At 70.0% G+C, this 16,063-nt stretch carries 14 protein-coding genes; 5 read left to right on the top strand and 9 right to left on the bottom strand.

What is annotated here, in order from left to right:
* Positions 1-81: 81 nt before the first annotated feature.
* Entirely contained in the window at positions 82-2,124 is a 2,043-nt protein-coding gene (locus BLW78_RS22760) for a protein meaA (RefSeq protein ID WP_091682276.1), read from the bottom strand.
* A gap of 612 nt (positions 2,125-2,736) precedes the next feature.
* Here BLW78_RS22760 and ccrA point away from each other — a divergent pair.
* Together ccrA and BLW78_RS22750 are read left to right on the top strand one after the other, a co-directional pair.
* A complete protein-coding gene (ccrA, locus tag BLW78_RS22755; RefSeq protein WP_042672037.1) occupies positions 2,737-4,023 on the top strand; it encodes a crotonyl-CoA carboxylase/reductase in 1,287 nt (428 codons plus the stop codon).
* Between the two features lie 166 nt (positions 4,024-4,189).
* Positions 4,190-4,489, top strand: a complete 300-nt coding sequence (locus BLW78_RS22750) for an alkylphosphonate utilization protein (RefSeq protein ID WP_020092438.1) — start codon at positions 4,190-4,192, stop codon at positions 4,487-4,489.
* A gap of 33 nt (positions 4,490-4,522) precedes the next feature.
* Here BLW78_RS22750 and BLW78_RS31480 read toward each other — a convergent pair whose 3' ends face one another.
* Positions 4,523-4,699, bottom strand: coding sequence for a hypothetical protein (locus tag BLW78_RS31480; RefSeq protein WP_012318104.1), 177 nt, complete (start codon positions 4,697-4,699; stop codon positions 4,523-4,525).
* A 224-nt stretch (positions 4,700-4,923) separates the two neighbouring features.
* Here BLW78_RS31480 and BLW78_RS22740 point away from each other — a divergent pair, with 224 nt between their 5' ends.
* Positions 4,924-6,393, top strand: a complete 1,470-nt coding sequence (locus tag BLW78_RS22740; RefSeq protein ID WP_091682275.1) for a serine protease family protein — start codon at positions 4,924-4,926, stop codon at positions 6,391-6,393.
* A gap of 100 nt (positions 6,394-6,493) precedes the next feature.
* Here BLW78_RS22740 and BLW78_RS22735 read toward each other — a convergent pair whose 3' ends face one another.
* From BLW78_RS22735 to BLW78_RS22705, 7 genes are all read right to left on the bottom strand, one after another.
* On the bottom strand, positions 6,494-6,649 hold the full coding sequence (locus BLW78_RS22735; RefSeq protein ID WP_007563230.1) for a hypothetical protein: 156 nt from the start codon (positions 6,647-6,649) through the stop codon (positions 6,494-6,496).
* Between the two features lie 121 nt (positions 6,650-6,770).
* Entirely contained in the window at positions 6,771-7,820 is a 1,050-nt protein-coding gene (locus BLW78_RS22730; protein WP_091682274.1) for a cysteine synthase A, read from the bottom strand.
* A gap of 39 nt (positions 7,821-7,859) precedes the next feature.
* Positions 7,860-8,930: a sulfate/molybdate ABC transporter ATP-binding protein gene (locus BLW78_RS22725; RefSeq protein ID WP_234080988.1), complete on the bottom strand. Its 1,071-nt coding sequence runs from the start codon at positions 8,928-8,930 to the stop codon at positions 7,860-7,862.
* Positions 8,902-9,783, bottom strand: a complete 882-nt coding sequence (cysW, locus tag BLW78_RS22720) for a sulfate ABC transporter permease subunit CysW (protein ID WP_091682273.1) — start codon at positions 9,781-9,783, stop codon at positions 8,902-8,904. The genes BLW78_RS22725 and cysW overlap by 29 nt, the downstream gene beginning before the upstream one ends.
* Positions 9,776-10,630, bottom strand: coding sequence for a sulfate ABC transporter permease subunit CysT (cysT, locus tag BLW78_RS22715; RefSeq protein WP_012318099.1), 855 nt, complete (start codon positions 10,628-10,630; stop codon positions 9,776-9,778). Before cysT ends, cysW begins: the two co-directional genes overlap by 8 nt.
* Positions 10,631-10,641: 11 nt before the next feature.
* On the bottom strand, positions 10,642-11,652 hold the full coding sequence (locus BLW78_RS22710; protein WP_091682272.1) for a sulfate ABC transporter substrate-binding protein: 1,011 nt from the start codon (positions 11,650-11,652) through the stop codon (positions 10,642-10,644).
* Between the two features lie 412 nt (positions 11,653-12,064).
* Positions 12,065-12,250 (bottom strand): hypothetical protein, encoded by a 186-nt coding sequence (locus BLW78_RS22705; protein ID WP_042672044.1) that lies wholly within the window; start codon positions 12,248-12,250, stop codon positions 12,065-12,067.
* A 223-nt stretch (positions 12,251-12,473) separates the two neighbouring features.
* Here BLW78_RS22705 and BLW78_RS22700 point away from each other — a divergent pair, with 223 nt between their 5' ends.
* Both BLW78_RS22700 and fdnG read left to right on the top strand, forming a co-directional pair.
* Positions 12,474-12,815, top strand: coding sequence for a hypothetical protein (locus BLW78_RS22700; RefSeq protein ID WP_091682271.1), 342 nt, complete (start codon positions 12,474-12,476; stop codon positions 12,813-12,815).
* Between the two features lie 153 nt (positions 12,816-12,968).
* The gene (fdnG, locus tag BLW78_RS22695) at positions 12,969-16,049 is read left to right on the top strand and encodes a formate dehydrogenase-N subunit alpha (protein WP_091682269.1); all 3,081 of its coding nucleotides are present in this window, start codon (positions 12,969-12,971) and stop codon (positions 16,047-16,049) included.
* Positions 16,050-16,063: the final 14 nt, after the last annotated feature.

The raw sequence follows: 16,063 nt of genomic DNA, 5'->3' as shown, positions 1-16,063 counted from the left end.
CCGGGGCCTATGCTTGTCTGAGAAATATTAAGGTTGTTTGGTCCTGCCCGGACCGCGCGCGGTCCGGGCAGGCTCGGTCCGCTAGTAGACCTGGGCCTCGGCGCGCGGCGGATCCGCCGGGCCGTCCCGTCGATCCAGACCCTTCTTCACGACCTTGGCGAGCCCGACCATGATCTGGTCGATGGCGTAGTCCTTCGGCGTGTAGACGGCGCGCACGCCCATGTTCTTGAGGACCAGCTCGTCCTCCGGCGAGATGATGCCGCCGACCACCACCGGGATGTGGTCGAGCCCGGCCTCGCGCATCTTGGCGCGGACCTCCCGCACCAGCGGCACGTGGGAGCCGGACAGGATCGACAGGCCGACCACGTGGGCGCCGGTCTCCTTGGCCTTCGCGACGATCTCGGCCGGCGTCTGGCGGATGCCGTCGTAGGTGACGTCGAAGCCGACGTCCCGGGCGCGGAGCGCGATCTGCTCGGCGCCGTTGGAGTGGCCGTCGAGGCCCGGCTTGCCGACCACGAGCTTCGGCGTCTCGCCGAGCCGCTCGCCGAGATCGGCGATCAGGAGCTTGGCCTCCTCGGCCGCGCCGCTGGAGACGGTCTCCACGGTGACGCCGGTGGGCGCCCGGTACTCGCCGAAGACCGCGCGCAGGCGCGCGCCCCACTCGCCCGTCGTGACGCCGGCCCTGGCGGCCTCGATCGAGGGCGGCATGATGTTGGCGCCGGAGCGCGCCGCCTGCTCCAGGGCGTCGAGGGCCTGGCCCACGGCGTTCTCGTCGCGGCGGCCGCGCCACTCGCGGATCCGGCTCTGCGCCTCCATCTCGACGGTCTCGGAGACGGAGAAGATCGCCCCCTCCCCGGCCGTGAGCGGCGACGGCTCGCCCTGCTGCCACTTGTTGACGCCGACCACGATCTGATCGCCGGCCTCGATGGCCGAGATCCGGCGCGCGTTCGACTCCACCAGCGCGCGCTTGAGCGCCCCGGTTTCCACCGCCGCGACCGCGCCGCCGATGCCGCCGATCCGCTCCAGCTCGGCGCGGGTCTGCGCCTTCAGCTCCTCGACCTTGGCCTCGATCACGTGGCTGCCGTCGAAGATGTCGTCGTATTCGAGGAGGTCGGTCTCGAAGGCCAGGATCTGCTGCATGCGCATGGACCATTGCTGGTCCCAGGGCCGCGGCAGGCCGAGCGCCTCGTTCCAGGCCGGGAGCTGCACCGCGCGGGCGCGGGCGCGCTTGGACAGCGTCACCGCCAGCATCTCGATCAGGATGCGGTGGACGTTGTTCTCGGGCTGCTGCTCGGTGAGCCCCAGGGAGTTCACCTGCACGCCGTACCGGAAGATGCGCTTCTTCGGGTCGTCGATGCCGTAGCGCTCCCGGGCGATCTCGTCCCAGAGCTCCGAGAACGCCCGCATCTTGCAGATCTCGGTGACGAACCGCAGGCCCGCGTTCACGAAGAACGAGATCCGGCCGAAGACGTCGGAGAAGCTCTCGGCGTCGAACTCGGGGTCCTCGCGCACGGTGTCGAGCACCGCGATGGCGATGGCCAGCGCGTAGGAGAGCTCCTGGACCGGCGTCGCCCCCGCCTCCTGCAGGTGGTAGGAGCAGACGTTCATCGGGTTCCACTTCGGCACGTTCTTGGTCGTGAACAGGATCACGTCCTTGGTGAGCCGGAGGGACGGCGCGGGCGGGAACACGTAGGTGCCGCGCGACAGGTACTCCTTGATGATGTCGTTCTGGGTCGTGCCCTGGAGGGCGGCGATCGGCGCGCCCTGCTCCTCGGCCACCGCGAGGTAGAGCGCCAGCAGCCACGGGGCCGTGGCGTTGATCGTCATCGAGGTGTTCATCTGGGCGAGCGGGATGTCCTGGAACAGGGTCCGCATGTCGCCGAGATGCGCGATCGAGACGCCGACCTTGCCGACCTCTCCGCGGGACAGCTCGTGGTCGGGGTCGTAGCCGGTCTGGGTCGGCAGGTCGAAGGCAACCGACAGGCCGGTCTGGCCCTTGGCGAGGTTGCCCCGATAGAGCTTGTTGGACTCCGCCGCGGTCGAGTGCCCCGCGTAGGTGCGGATGATCCAGGGCTTGTCGCGGCTCGACTTGTCGCTCCTGGTCTCGGCGACGCTCGCGCCCATTCCTCGCCTCCGTGTGATCTTTGTATCCGCGCGGGGCGCGGCCTTGCGGTCACCGTAGCGAAGGCTTGAGCACGCGTCATCCGGGACGGAAGTGCAAGACGCCCGCGCGGGCATCCGCGGCTCATGAAAAAACTTGCCCGCCGGAACAGCGGGATTTGAAGGCGCCGCGGCGCGCCGCCGCTCGCGCGCCGCCCGCACCCGCGGTCCGGACGGCGCCGCGCGACGGTCCCGATCCGCTTTATCAGTGCTGGTATAATGTCCACCTGAACTGTTCTTCGCGGGACTTGCCGCTGTTCAGGCGCGAGAGGGCAAGTCGAACCAATGACTTAGAGGTGCATGTGCTCGCCGGACGGCCCGGAGCAGCTCGGGCGCGCGGCGGTGGAGTCGGGCAAGGTCTCGGGGTCGGGGCGACCGAGGCCGGCCCCGAATAATACTTGGTCTGCCGGAAAGCCGATTTTGAATACGTGGTCGCGCGCCCTGTGCTCGCGCTTTTTTCATGTCGGAAACCGTCGGCTTTCGACTTTCGGCCCACTTGGACGCCTCCGGCATCGCCGGTATAGCGCGATGGAGAACCGCGGCCGTGAGAAACACGCGGGACGAGAGGAGAGCGAGATGGCGGCGAGCGCTGCGATCAGTCCGACGGGCGGGGAGGTCAAGGACCTCTACGAGATGGGTGAGATCCCGCCGCTGGGTCATGTGCCGGCCAAGATGTATGCCTGGGCGATCCGGCGCGAGCGGCACGGTCCCCCGGAACAGTCCCACCAGCTCGAGGTGCTGCCGGTCTGGGAGATCGGCGACGACGAGGTGCTGGTCTACGTCATGGCGGCGGGCGTCAACTACAACGGCGTCTGGGCCGGCCTCGGCGAGCCGATCTCGCCCTTCGACGTCCACAAGGGCGAGTACCACATCGCGGGCTCCGACGCCTCCGGCATCGTCTGGAAGGTCGGCTCCAAGGTGAAGCGCTGGAAGGTCGGCGACGAGGTCATCGTCCACTGCAACCGCGACGACGGCGACGACGAGGAGTGCAACGGCGGCGACCCGATGTTCTCGCCCTCGCAGCGGATCTGGGGCTACGAGACCGGCGACGGCTCGTTCGCGCAGTTCTGCCGGGTGCAGTCCCGCCAGCTCATGGTCCGGCCGAAGCACCTCACCTGGGAGGAGGCCGCCTGCTACACGCTGACGCTCGCCACCGCCTACCGCATGCTGTTCGGCCACGCCCCGCACACGGTGAAGCCGGGCCAGAACGTGCTGATCTGGGGTGCCTCCGGCGGCCTCGGCGTGTTCGGCGTGCAGCTCTGCGCGGCCTCGGGCGCCAACGCCATCGCGGTGATCTCGGACGAGTCGAAGCGCGACTACGTGATGAGCCTCGGCGCCAAGGGCGTCATCAACCGCAAGGACTTCGACTGCTGGGGCCAGCTGCCCAAGGTCAACAGCCCCGAGTTCCACGCCTGGACCAAGGAGGCGCGGAAGTTCGGCAAGGCGATCTGGGACATCACCGGCAAGCAGGACGTCGACATCGTGTTCGAGCATCCGGGCGAGGCGACCTTCCCGGTCTCGGCGCTGGTGGTGAAGCGCGGCGGCATGGTGGTGTTCTGCGCCGGCACGACCGGCTTCAACATCACCTTCGACGCCCGCTACGTCTGGATGCGGCAGAAGCGCATCCAGGGCTCGCACTTCGCCCACCTCAAGCAGGCCTCGTCGGCGAACCAGTTCGTGCTCGACCGGCGGATCGACCCGTGCATGAGCGAGGTCTTCCCCTGGGACAAGATCCCCCAGGCCCACACCAAGATGTGGAAGAACCAGCACCCGCCGGGCAACATGGCCTGCCTCGTCAACTCCCCGCGCGCCGGCCTGCGCACGGTCGAGGACGTGATCGAGGCCGGTCCGCTGAAGCGGTAAGGCGCTCCGTCGGGCCGGTTCCCGCTCTCGCGCGGGGCCGGCCCGATCGGCTAGGCTCGCGGCGTCCCGCGCCGACTCGGCGACCGATTCGGTGTGCCGGGGCGCTGATGACGGGCCCACGCGATCCTCACAGGACCCGGCCCCGATCCGGACAGGGGGCACGGTTTTGAGCGGCGACGACGAGGCTTACGTCTACGACGAGGCGACGGGCGAGTGGCTCCCGCCCGGGTCCGCGGCCGCGCCCGCCGAGGCGAGAGCCGTCCGCGACGCGGCCGGCAACGTCCTGGCCGACGGCGATTCGGTCACGCTGATCAAGGACCTCAAGGTCAAGGGCGCGAACCAGACCCTGAAGCAGGGTACGGTCATCCGGTCGATCCGGCTCACGGACGATCCGGAGGAGATCGACTGCCGCCACGACACCATCAAGGGCCTCGTGCTGCGCACCGAGTTCGTGCGCAAGCGCTGAGGCCGATGCGGGCCGGCGCTTCTCCGGGCCGCGCTACCGCCGCCGCGTCTCGTCCTGCGGCAGGTGGCGGCCGTAGGCCTCCTGCTTCTCGGCGCGCTCCTGGATCAGGTCGGCGTAGGCCTGCCGCATCTCCGGCGAGACGCTGATGCTCTTGCCCTTGGCGGCCTTGCGCTTGGGCGCCTTCTTGAAGGTGTTGTTCGTGTCGCTCATGCCGGGCTCCGCGTCGAACCGTGGCGGCATCGCGTGGCCGGACGACCGACCCGGGATCCGGCCGCCGCCCAGGGCCGGACATCCGCCCTGTAGCGCATCGCGGCGCCGGACGCACGGCTGCCGGGACCGGGCCGACACCGGCCCGGCACCGGATTGATCTGGCCTGTCGCGGCGGCCTCTGCCAGGATCGGGACGACGCGGTGCAAAGCGGGTCGGGGGCGGGCATGGATTCGGGTGACGCGTCGCGGTGTCGGAACCCGGATACCCTGCGCGGCCGCGCCCGGCGCGCGACGGCCCTCGCGATCCTGATCGTTCTCGGCACCGGGCCTGTCGGGGCCCAGGACCGGCCGGCGCCCGCCCGGGCCGCCCCCAGACCCGCGCCGGCGGCCGGCGCGCCGGCCGACCCCGTCTTCGAGGCGATGCGGGCGGGCTTCGAGGCCCTGCCGGAGGCCGACCGCAAGGCCGTCCAGGACGCCCTGGTCTGGACCGGCGATTTCAACGCCGTCGTGTCGGGGGCCTTCGGGCGCCGGACCTTCGAGGCGCTCACCGCCTACGGCGCCCGGACCGGCGGGGCCGACCCCCTCGATCCGCGCGGCCGGGCGGCGCTCCTGGCCGCCGGCGCGGCGGCGCGGAACGCGGCGCGCTTCCGCGTCGCGGTCGATCCCGGGACCGGCGCCGTGATGGGCGTGCCCGAGAGGCTCCTGGCGAGACGGACCGCCCTGCCCTCCGGAACCCGCTGGCAGAGCCAGAACGGCCGCGTCACCCTGGAATCCCGCGCCTTCCCGCCGGGGGCCGAGAGCCTCGACGCGCTGTTCGAGAAGGCGACCGCGCCGCTCCCCGGCCGCAAGGTGACCTACAAGCTGCGGCGGCCGGACACCGTGGTGGTCACCGCCGAGACCGGGCCGGGACTGTCCTACATCCGCTACGCGTCCGGACCGGAGGGCGTGCGTGGGTTCCTGCTCGGCTACGATCGCGCCCTGGCGCCGGAGGTCGACCGGCTCGTGATCGCCGTGGCGAACGCCTTCGTGCCGTTTCCCGATCCTGCCGCGGCGCCGGCCGCGCAGCTACCCCCGGGTCTGGCGCCGGCGGCCCGCGCCGCCGCCCACCCGGCGCCCCAGCCGCAGGCCGCGCCGCTGAGGCCGGCGAGCCTCTCCCCCGCGCCGGCCTCGGGCGCGGGTCTCGCGGTGGCGCCAGGACGCGTGCTGACCGCCGCCGCCGTGCTGGAGGGCTGCGCCCAGCCCAGGATCGGCGCGGCATCGGCGCGGGTGCTCGCCACCGATCCCGCCGGCCTCGCCCTCCTCGATGTGCCCGGCGCCCCCGCCCCGCTCCGGCCCGCGCTCCGGACCGAGCCCGTCGGTGCCGAGGAGAGCGTGATCGCCCTGGCGCCGGGTGCGGACGGGGTCCAGGCCGCTCCCGGTGAGGCGCGGGGCGGCGACGTGATCGCGGCGCTCCAGCCGGGTTCCGGCGGCGCGCCGGTGCTGGACCGGTCGGGGGCCCTCGTCGGTCTCGTCGCCCGCTATCCCGCGGCGCCGCGCCGGGTCGCCGGGGTGGTGCCGCCGGCACGCCTGCCGGTCGTTTCGGCGCGGGCGATCTCCGCCTTCCTCGCCGCCCAGGGCATCGCCGCGGCGGCGCCGCATTCGGGTGGCGGGCCCAGCGCGGTCGCGCCTGCCGTGGTGGGGATCACCTGCCGCTGAGATGCGGATCGCGCGGCGGATCCCCTGTCGCTCGCGCGGGATCCGCCAGCGTTCACGAGCCTGGGCGGACGAGCCGTCCGCCCAGGCGACGGGCCGCCGCTCAGAGCCGCCCGGTGACCAGGAGCACGATCAGCACGATGAGCAGGATGCCGCCCAGGCCGAAGCCGGGGCCGCGATACGCGCCGCCGCCGAGGAAGCCGCCGCCGCCGAAGGCCAGAATGATCAGGATGATGAGCAGGATGGTGACGAGGGACATCGGTCGCGTTCTCCGGACGGTCGCGCTGGTGCGAGCGTGACCGTTCAAACGCTGCGACATTCCGTTCCGTTCAACGCCAAGCCACGCTTTTGTGAGGAAAATTCCGGATGAGACCCCGGCCTCAGGCGTGCCAGTCCGGCAGAGCGTCCGCGGGCGCGTCGAGCCAGCCGGGAACCGGCAGGTCGCGCTCGGTGAGGAAGGCCGGGCTGAACAGCTTCGAGGCGTAGCGGGCCGCCCCGTCGCAGAGGATCGTCACGATCGTGTGACCGGGCCCGAGGTCCCGGGCCAGCCGGATCGCCCCGGCGACGTTGATGCCCGACGAGCCGCCCAGCGACAGCCCCTCCTCCTGCATCAGCCCGAAGACGATGTCGAGAGCCTCGCGGTCCGGGATCCGGAAGGCGCGGTCGGGGGTGAAGCCCTCGAGGTTCCGGGTGATCCGCCCCTGGCCGATCCCCTCGGTGATCGAGGAGCCCTCGGCCTTCAGGGTGCCGGTCGTGTAGTGGGCGTAGAGGGCCGAGCCCTCCGGATCCGACAGCGCGATCCGCACCTGCGGGTTGCGGGCGCGCAGGGCCTCGGCGGTGCCGGCCAGCGTGCCGCCGGTGCCGGCCGCGCAGACGAAGCCGTCGACCCGGCCACCGGTCTGCGCCCAGATCTCCGGGCCGGTGCCGTCGACATGTGCCTGCCGATTGGCGACGTTGTCGAACTGGTCGGCGAAGAAGGCGCCCGCCGGCTCGGTGGCGGCGAGCTTCTCCGCGAGCCGCCGGGCCACGTGGACGTAGTTGTTCGGGTTGGCGAAGGGCACCGCCGGCACTTCCACCAGCCGGGCGCCCGCGAGCCGCAGGGTCTGCTTCTTCTCCTCGGACTGGGTGACCGGGATGACGATCAGCGTCCGGTAGCCGCGCACCGAGGCCACCAGGGCGAGACCGATGCCGGTGTTGCCGGCGGTGCCCTCGACGATCGTGCCGCCCGGGCGGATCAGGCCCCGCGCCTCCGCGTCCCGCACGATCGAGAGCGCCGCCCGGTCCTTCACCGACAGGCCGGGATTTAGGAACTCCGCCTTGCCGTAGATGGTGCAGCCGGTCTCCTCGGAGGCGCGGCGCAGGCGGATCAGCGGCGTCTGGCCGATGGCGGCCAGGACGTCGGAGGCGGGTTCGCGACTCGGTACGGTCATGGTCGGGAGCCTAGGGTGCCGCGCGGCCGCTGGCGAGCCTCACCCGAACACGTGCCCGCCGTTGATCCGCAGGCCGACCGGGTGGCCGGCCGGGTAGCGCACGCCGTCGAAATCCTCCACGGCGAGGACGCGCCCCTCAGCGTCGGCCACCTCGATCCGCTGGCGCCCCTGCGTCCGGTACGAGCTGCGCACGGTGCCCGACAGGTGCGCGGCCTCGGGCTCGGCGAGCTGCAGCTGCCAGGGCCGGACGTAGAGCTTGACCGGGCCGAACAGGCTGGCGGGCGCGGCGACCGGCGTCTCCCGGCCCCGGACCAGCACCCGGCCGCCCTCGGCGATCGCCTCCACCTCGACGGAATCGCCCAGGAACTTCATCACGGTGGCGGAGGCCGGGTTCTCCTGCACCTCGTCCGGGGTGCCGACCTGCTCCAGGCGGCCGCGATCGAGCACGGCCACGCGGTCGGACAGCTCCAGCGCCTCGTCCTGGTCGTGGGTGACGAAGATCGTGGTCTGGCCGGTGCGGTCGTGGATCTCGCGCAGCCAGCGGCGCAGGTCCTTGCGGACCTGGGCGTCGAGCGCGCCGAAGGGCTCGTCCAGCAGGAGAACCCGCGGCTCGACCGCGAGGGCCCGGGCGAGCGCCACCCGCTGCCGCTGGCCGCCGGAGAGCTGCGACGGGTAGCGGTCGCCGAAGCCGGAGAGGCGGATCAGGTCGAGCAGGTCGCCGACCCGGCGCTTGATCTCGGCCTTGGCCGGCCGGTCGGCGCGGCGCCGCGCGTTCAGCCCGTAGGCGATGTTGTCGGCCACGCTCATGTGCTTGAACAGGGCGTAGTGCTGGAACACGAAGCCCACGGCCCGCTCCTGCACCGGCAGGCCGGTGGCGTCGTCGCCGCCGAACAGGATCCGGCCCCGGTCCGGCGCGTCGAGCCCGGCGATGATCCGCAGCAGCGTCGTCTTGCCCGAGCCCGACGGGCCGAGGAGCCCGATCAGCTCGCCCGCCCGCACGTCCAGCGACAGGTCGTGCAGCACCGCCGCCGTGTCGAACGTCTTCGAGACGTTCTCGACCCGGATCGCCGTGGAGGGGCGATCAGTGTGCCCGGCCGTGCGCGAGCTCACCCGCGAAGCGCCATTCGAGGACGGATTTGAGGACGAGGGTGATGAGGGCAAGGACGGCGAGGAGCGAAGCGACGGCGAATGCGGCGACGAAGTTGTACTCATTGTAGAGGATCTCCACGTGGAGTGGGATGGTGTTGGTCAGGCCGCGGATGTGGCCCGACACCACCGACACCGCTCCGAATTCGCCCATCGCCCGGGCATTGCAGAGGAGCACGCTGTAGAGCAGGCCCCAGCGGATATTGGGCAGCGTCACCGTCCGGAACGCGTGCAGGCCCGAGGCGCCGAGCGTCAGCGCCGCCTCCTCCTCGGCGGTGCCCTGCTCCTGCATCAGCGGGATCAGCTCGCGGGCGACGAACGGGAAGGTCACGAACACCGTCGCCAGGACGATCCCCGGCAGGGCGAACAGGATCTGGACGCCGTGGTTGAGGAGCCAGGAGCCGAACAGGCCCTGGGACCCGAACAGCAGCACGTAGATCAGGCCGGAGACCACCGGAGAGACCGAGAACGGCAGGTCGATCAGGGTGATCAGCAGCGCCTTGCCGGGAAACTCGAACTTGGCGATCGCCCAGGAGGCGGCCAGCCCGAACACGACGTTGAACGGCACCGCGATCGCCGCCACGGTCAGCGTCAGGCGGATCGCGCTCCAGGCGTCGGGCTCCCGGAACGCGTCCAGGAAGGCCCCGAGCCCCTTGGAGAAGGCCTGGAGGAAGACCGCGAACAGCGGCAGCACCAGGAACAGCGCCAGGAACGCCACGGCGATCCCGATCAGGACCGCGCGGACGCCGACCCCTTCCGAGGCGACCGGGGCCGGCTTGGCGGCCGGCACGAAGGCGGGGGAGAAGATCTCAGACATAGCCGAACCGCCGCCGTGACCAGGCCTGGATGAGGTTGATGGCGAGCAGCGTCAGGAACGAGATCCCGAGCATGATCGTCGCGATGGCCGCCGCGCCGCCGTAGTCGAACTCGGAGAGCTTGATGACGATGAGCAGCGGCGCGATCTCCGACACGTAGGGCAGGTTGCCGGCGATGAAGATGATCGAGCCGTACTCGCCGACACCCCGGGCGAAGGCGAGCGCGAAGCCGGTAAGCACCGCCGGGATCAGGGGCGGCAGCACCACCCGGGTGAGGGTGACGAGGCGCGTCGCCCCGAGGGTGGCCGAGGCCTCCTCGATCTCCTTGTCGATCTCGGCGATCAGCGGCTGCACGGTCCGCACCGCGAAGGGCAGGCCGATGAACACCATGGCGATGAAGATGCCGACCGGCGTGTAGGCCGCCTGGATGCCGAGGCGCGCGAGCGGCGCGCCGAGCAGACCGTCCGGCGCGTAGAGCGAGGCGAGCGCGATGCCGGCGACCGCGGTGGGCAAGGCGAAGGGCAGGTCGACGGCGGCGTCGACCAGCTTGCGGCCCGGGAAGCGGTAGCGGGTCAGCACCCAGGCCACCAGGAAGCCGAAGGCCGATGCGACGAGCGCCGCGATGGCCGAGACGCCGAAGCTGATCCGCAGGGCGCTGGCGACCCGCGGATCGGTGGCGACCTCCCAGATGCCCGACAGGCCGAGCCCCGAGGCCTTCACCACCAGTCCGGCCAGCGGCAGCAGGACGATCAGGCCGAGGCAGGTCAGCGTGTAGCCGAAGCTGATCCCGAAGCCCGGGATCACGCTCGGCCGTCGGAATGTCCGACGGGGACGGGGCGTCTGGACCATGATCTGATGCCTCAGCGGCCGGCCCGGCTCAGACGGTCGAACAGGCCGCCGGCGTCGAAGTTCCGCTTCTGGATCTGGTCCCAGGATCCCTGGAGGTCCTCGATCTTGAACAGCTTGATCTCGGGCAGCTGGGCGAGGTCCGCCGGGGCGGCCGCCTCCCGGCGGATCGGCCGGTAATGGTGCTTGGCGAAGATCGCCTGGGCGCGGTCGCTGTAGAGGAAGTCGAGATAGGCCTGGGCCGCCTTCGTGGTGCCCTTCCGCTCGGCATTGACCGCCACCAGGGACACAGGCGGCTCGGCGTAGATCGAGGTCGGCGGCGAGACGATGTCGAACTTGTCGGCGCCGAACTCCTGGAGCACGAGGTAGGCCTCGTTCTCCCAGGTCGGCAGGACGTCGCCGAGGCCGCGCTGCGCAAAGGTCACGGTCGAGCCCCGGGCGCCGGTGTCGAGCACCGGCACGTTCTTGTAGACCTGCCCGACGAAGGCGTCGGCCTTCGCGGCGTCCTTGTCCTTCCCGTAGGCGTAGCCCCAGGCGGCGAGGAAGTTCCAGCGCCCGCCGGCCGAGGTCTTCGGATTCGGGGTGATCACCTTCACGTCGGGCTTGACCAGGTCGTCCCAGTCCTTGACGCCCTTCGGGTTGCCCTTCCGGACCAGGAACACCACCGTCGAGGTGTAGGGCGTCCCCTGGTTCGGCAGCTTGCTGCGCCAATCCTCGGGGATCTTGTGGGTGAGCTTGGCGATCGCGTCGATGTCGGACGGGATGCCGAGGGTGACCACGTCGGCGTCCACCCCGTCGATCACCGTGCGCGCCTGCGCGCCCGAGCCGCCGTGCGAGGCCCGCACCGTGATGGCCTCGCCGGTCTTCGCCTTCCACTCCTCCGCGAAGGCGGCGTTGATCTCGCGGTAGAGCTCGCGGGTCGGGTCGTACGAGACGTTGAGGAGCGCGGTCTCGGCCGCGGCCGGCAGCGCGCAGGTCAGCAGGCCGGCTCCGGCCAGAAGGGTCAGCCCGATCGCCCGAGCCATCCGGCCCAGACCTGAAGCGTTCGTCATCACGTCCGATCCCCCAGCCATCCGCGGTTGCGACGCAGGGGACAGGCGTCCCCGGGAGGCGCGAAATCGTTCTTTTTACCGAACGAAGTCAAGCCTCGGGTGTGGACCCGCGTGATGCCGTAACGTGATCAGGATCGACGATCGTGCCGGAAATGCAAGATAACTCAGGGTGGTAGACGATCAGAACGCATGGATCTTCTCTGCGACGCCGCCGATGGAGAAGATTTCGTGCGCGGAATCGGGTTTCTCAGAACGAACGATCTTAAGTGCTCTAGCGCACATCGGGCGGCATTCTGCGGGCCGGCGATAGCCGTCGGCGGTTCGCGCCGCACGCGGTTGCCCGCAAGACGGCGATCCTCCGCTCCCCTGTCGGCGGCGGTCCGGGTCAGCGCTTCGGCTTGTCGAGCCGGGCGATCAGGGCCTCCAGCCGCTTGTCGACCGGGGCCGCCAGCGTGTCGGTGAAGAGCGCGCGCAGGTTCTGGCCGAGATGGCGCCGGATGTCGGAGCTCAGCGGCGGCGCGTCGACCGACCGCTCGGTCTCGCAGGGGCGTTCGGGATGCGGCTTCGACATGACCGGGAAATCCTCGCACCTGTGGACACGTACGGTTGCAAGGTTTGGTTAAGGAGCCGTCACCGCCGCGGCCGCGCTTCCGCCACGCGACCCCGGTGCCCCGTGCCGGGTCGGTGTCGCAGGCCGGAACTGCCGCCGCGAAGGCTACGTTGCCCGGGCATTCCCCGCTGTTCATCCCCTGCTGCCATTCTCCCGCATTCCCCCTGCTGCCAGGAGGCGCCCCGTGTCCCGCTCGATTCCCCTGATGATGTCGCTGCTCCTCGGTCTCGCGACGGTGGCGTCGCCCTGTCTCGCGCAGACGAAACCGGGCGAGATCAAGGGCGTCGACGCGATGGGCGACAAGTCCCGCAGCGCGCAGGACGGCTGGAGCCAGGCCCCGGTGCCGCGGGAGCAGTCGGCCGCCAAGGACGCGCCGGACCCGGGCGGCAACTCGATCAAGGAGAATGCCGACCGTCCCGTGCCGCCGGCCCAGCCCGGCGGCACCTCCGCTACCGAGCCGCAGGCGCCCCTGGAGCACCGCACGGCCGGCCCGTCAGGCGCCAATCCGGCCAATCCCAGCAAGTAAAAAAACCGTTCTCATGCAGGATGATGCCGGTGCGACAAACGTGTTGCTTCGGCTGAGACACGGCAACTTGCTGTGTCACGCAACCGCACTTGCCTCGCGCACGCTTTTTTGGGACAGCTTGGAATTATACCAGATCGCTTTTACGGAGCGGAGATGACGGTCCAGGTCTCAAGGCGTGGCCTGCTCAAGGGGGCCGGCGCCGGCCTCGCTGGCGGCTCGCTGGGCGCGCTCGGATTCGGCGGACTCGAGCCCGCCATGGCCGCCGCGGTGCGGCCGTTCAAGCTCGCGCAGATGCGCGAGACCCGCAACACCTGTCCGTACTGCTCGGTCGCGTGCGGCGTGATCCTCTACAGCCTGGGGGACCGTTCGAAGAACGCGCGCTCCTCGGTCATGCACATCGAGGGCGACCCGGATCATCCGGTCAACCGCGGCACGCTCTGCCCGAAGGGCTCGGCGCTGCTCGACTTCGTGCACGCCGAGACCCGCACCAAGTACCCGCTCCACCGCGCCCCGGGTTCCTCCGAGTTCAAGCGCGTGTCCTGGGATTTCGCCCTCGACCGCATCGCGCAGCTCATGAAGGAGGACCGGGACAAGAACTTCGTGGCCAAGAACGGCGACCTCACGGTCAACCGGTGGACCACGATGGGCTTCCTCGGGGCCTCGGCCACCACCAACGAGACGGCCTGGCTGACCTACAAGACAGTCCGAAGCATGGGGGCCCTGGTCTTCGATAATCAGGCCAGAGTTTGACACGGTCCGTCGGTCGCCAGTTTGGCGCCCTCCTTCGGACGCGGTGCGATGACCAACCTCTGGATGGACATCAAGCACGCGGACGTGATCACCGTGATGGGCGGCAATGCCGCCGAGGCTCACCCCTGCGGCTTCAAGTGGGTCGTGGAGGCGAAAGCCCATAACAATGCCAAGCTGATCGTCGTCGATCCGCGCTTCACCCGTACGGCGTCGGTGGCCGATCTCTACTGCCCGATCCGGCAGGGGACCGACATCGCGTTCCTGTCGGGGGTGGCCAAGTACCTGCTCGACAACGACAAGCTGCAGCACCGCTACGTCTCCGCCTACACCAACGCCGGGTACGTGGTCCGCGAGGGCTACGACTTCAGCGAGGGGCTGTTCACGGGCTACGACGCCGACAAGCGCGACTACGACAAGACCACCTGGGACTACGAGATCGGCCCCGACGGCTACGCCGTGGTCGACGAGACGATGCAGCATCCGCGCTGCGTGATGCAGCTCCTGAAGAAGCATCTCGCGATCTACACGCCCGAGATGGTCGAGAAGATCTGCGGCTCGCCCAGGGAGACCTTCCTGAAGGTCTGCGAGCTGATGGCGACGACGGCTTCCCCCGAGAAGTCGATGGCCTCGCTCTACGCGCTCGGCTGGACCCATCACTCCAAGGGCTCGCAGAACATCCGCTCGATGTGCATCGTGCAGACGCTGCTCGGGAACATCGGCGTGCTCGGCGGCGGCATGCAGGCCCTGCGCGGTCACTCCAACATCCAGGGGCTGACCGATATCGGGCTGATGTCGAACCTCATCCCCGGATACCTGAACATCCCGGTGGAGAAGGAGCCCGACTACGCGAGCTACATCGCCAAGCGGCAGTTCAAGCCGCTGCGTCCCGGGCAGACGAGCTACTGGCAGAACTACAACAAGTTCTTCGTCTCGTTCCAGAAGGCGATGTGGGGCGACAAGGCCACCAAGGAGAACGACTGGGCGTACGACTACCTGCCCAAGCTCGACGTGCCGACCTACGACGTGCTGCGCGGGTTCGAGCTCGCCAAGCAGGGCAAGATGACCGGCTACGTCATCCAGGGCTTCAACCCCCTGCTGTCGTTCCCCAATCGCGCCAAGATGACGGAAGCCTTCTCCAAGATGAAGTTCATCGTGGTGATGGATCCGCTCAAGACCGAGACGGCCCGGTTCTGGGAGAATCACGGCGAGTACAACGACGTCGATCCGACCAAGATCCAGACTGAGGTGTTCGAGCTTCCGACCACCCTGTTCGTGGAGGAGGAAGGCTCGCTGTCGAACTCCAGCCGGTGGCTGCAGTGGCACTGGCAGGCGCAGGAGGCGCCGGGCGAGTGCCGCTCCGACATCGAGATCATGTCGGAGATCTTCCTCCGCATGAAGGCGGCCTACAAGAAGGATGGCGGGGCCTTCCCGGACCCGATCGTCAATCTGAAGTGGGATTACGCGATCGCCGAGGCGCCGACGCCGACCGAGCTCGCCCGCGAGCTGAACGGCTACACGCTGGCGCCGACGCCGGACCTCAACGGGACGATCATCCCGGCGGGCAAGCAGGTCGACGGCTTCGCCCAGCTCAAGGACGACGGGACGACCGCCTGCGGCTGCTGGATCTACTCGGGCTGCTACACCGAGAAGGGCAACATGATGGCCCGCCGGGACAACACCGACCCCGGCGACCGCGGCATCGCGCCGAACTGGGCCTTCGCGTGGCCGGCCAACCGGCGCGTGCTCTACAACCGCGCCTCGTGCGACCCCGAGGGTCGCCCGTGGTCGGAGAAGAAGAAGCTCATCGAGTGGAACGGCAAGCAGTGGATCGGCTTCGACGTGCCGGATTACGGCGTCACCGTCGCCCCCGATAAGGGCGTCGGCCCGTTCATCCTGAACCAGGAGGGCGTCGCCCGCCTGTGGACCCGCGGCCTCATGCGCGACGGGCCGTTCCCGACGCACTACGAGCCCTTCGAGTCCCCGGTGGCCAACCTCGCCTTCCCGAAGATCAAGGGCGCGCCCGCGTCCCGCATCTTCAAGGACGACCTCGCCGACCTCGGCGACGCGAAGGAGTTCCCCTACGCGGCGACGAGCTACCGCCTGACCGAGCACTTCCACGGCTGGACCAAGCACGCCCGGATCAACGCGATCCTCCAGCCGGAGGCCTTCGTGGAGATCTCGGAGGAGCTCGCCAAGGAGAAGGGCATCGCCAAGGGCGGCTGGGTCCGCGTCTGGTCGAAGCGCGGCTCCCTGAAGGCCAAGGCGGTGGTGACCAAGCGGATCAAGCCGCTGATCTGCGACGGCAAGCCCGTCCACGTCGTCGGCATCCCGCAGCACTGGGGCTTCATGGGCCACACCAAGAAAGGATGGCACCCGAACTCGCTGACGCCCGTCGTCGGCGACGCGAACACCGAGACGCCGGAGTTCAAGGCTTGGCTCGTGAACATCGAGCCGACCACGCCTCCGTCGGACGCGGTCGCGTAAGGGGGAGCGGCAGA

Origin of the sequence: Methylobacterium sp. 275MFSha3.1 (assembly GCF_900108435.1) — a bacterium.
Lineage (GTDB): Bacteria > Pseudomonadota > Alphaproteobacteria > Rhizobiales > Beijerinckiaceae > Methylobacterium.
This window is presented reverse-complemented; position numbering and strand designations above follow the sequence as displayed.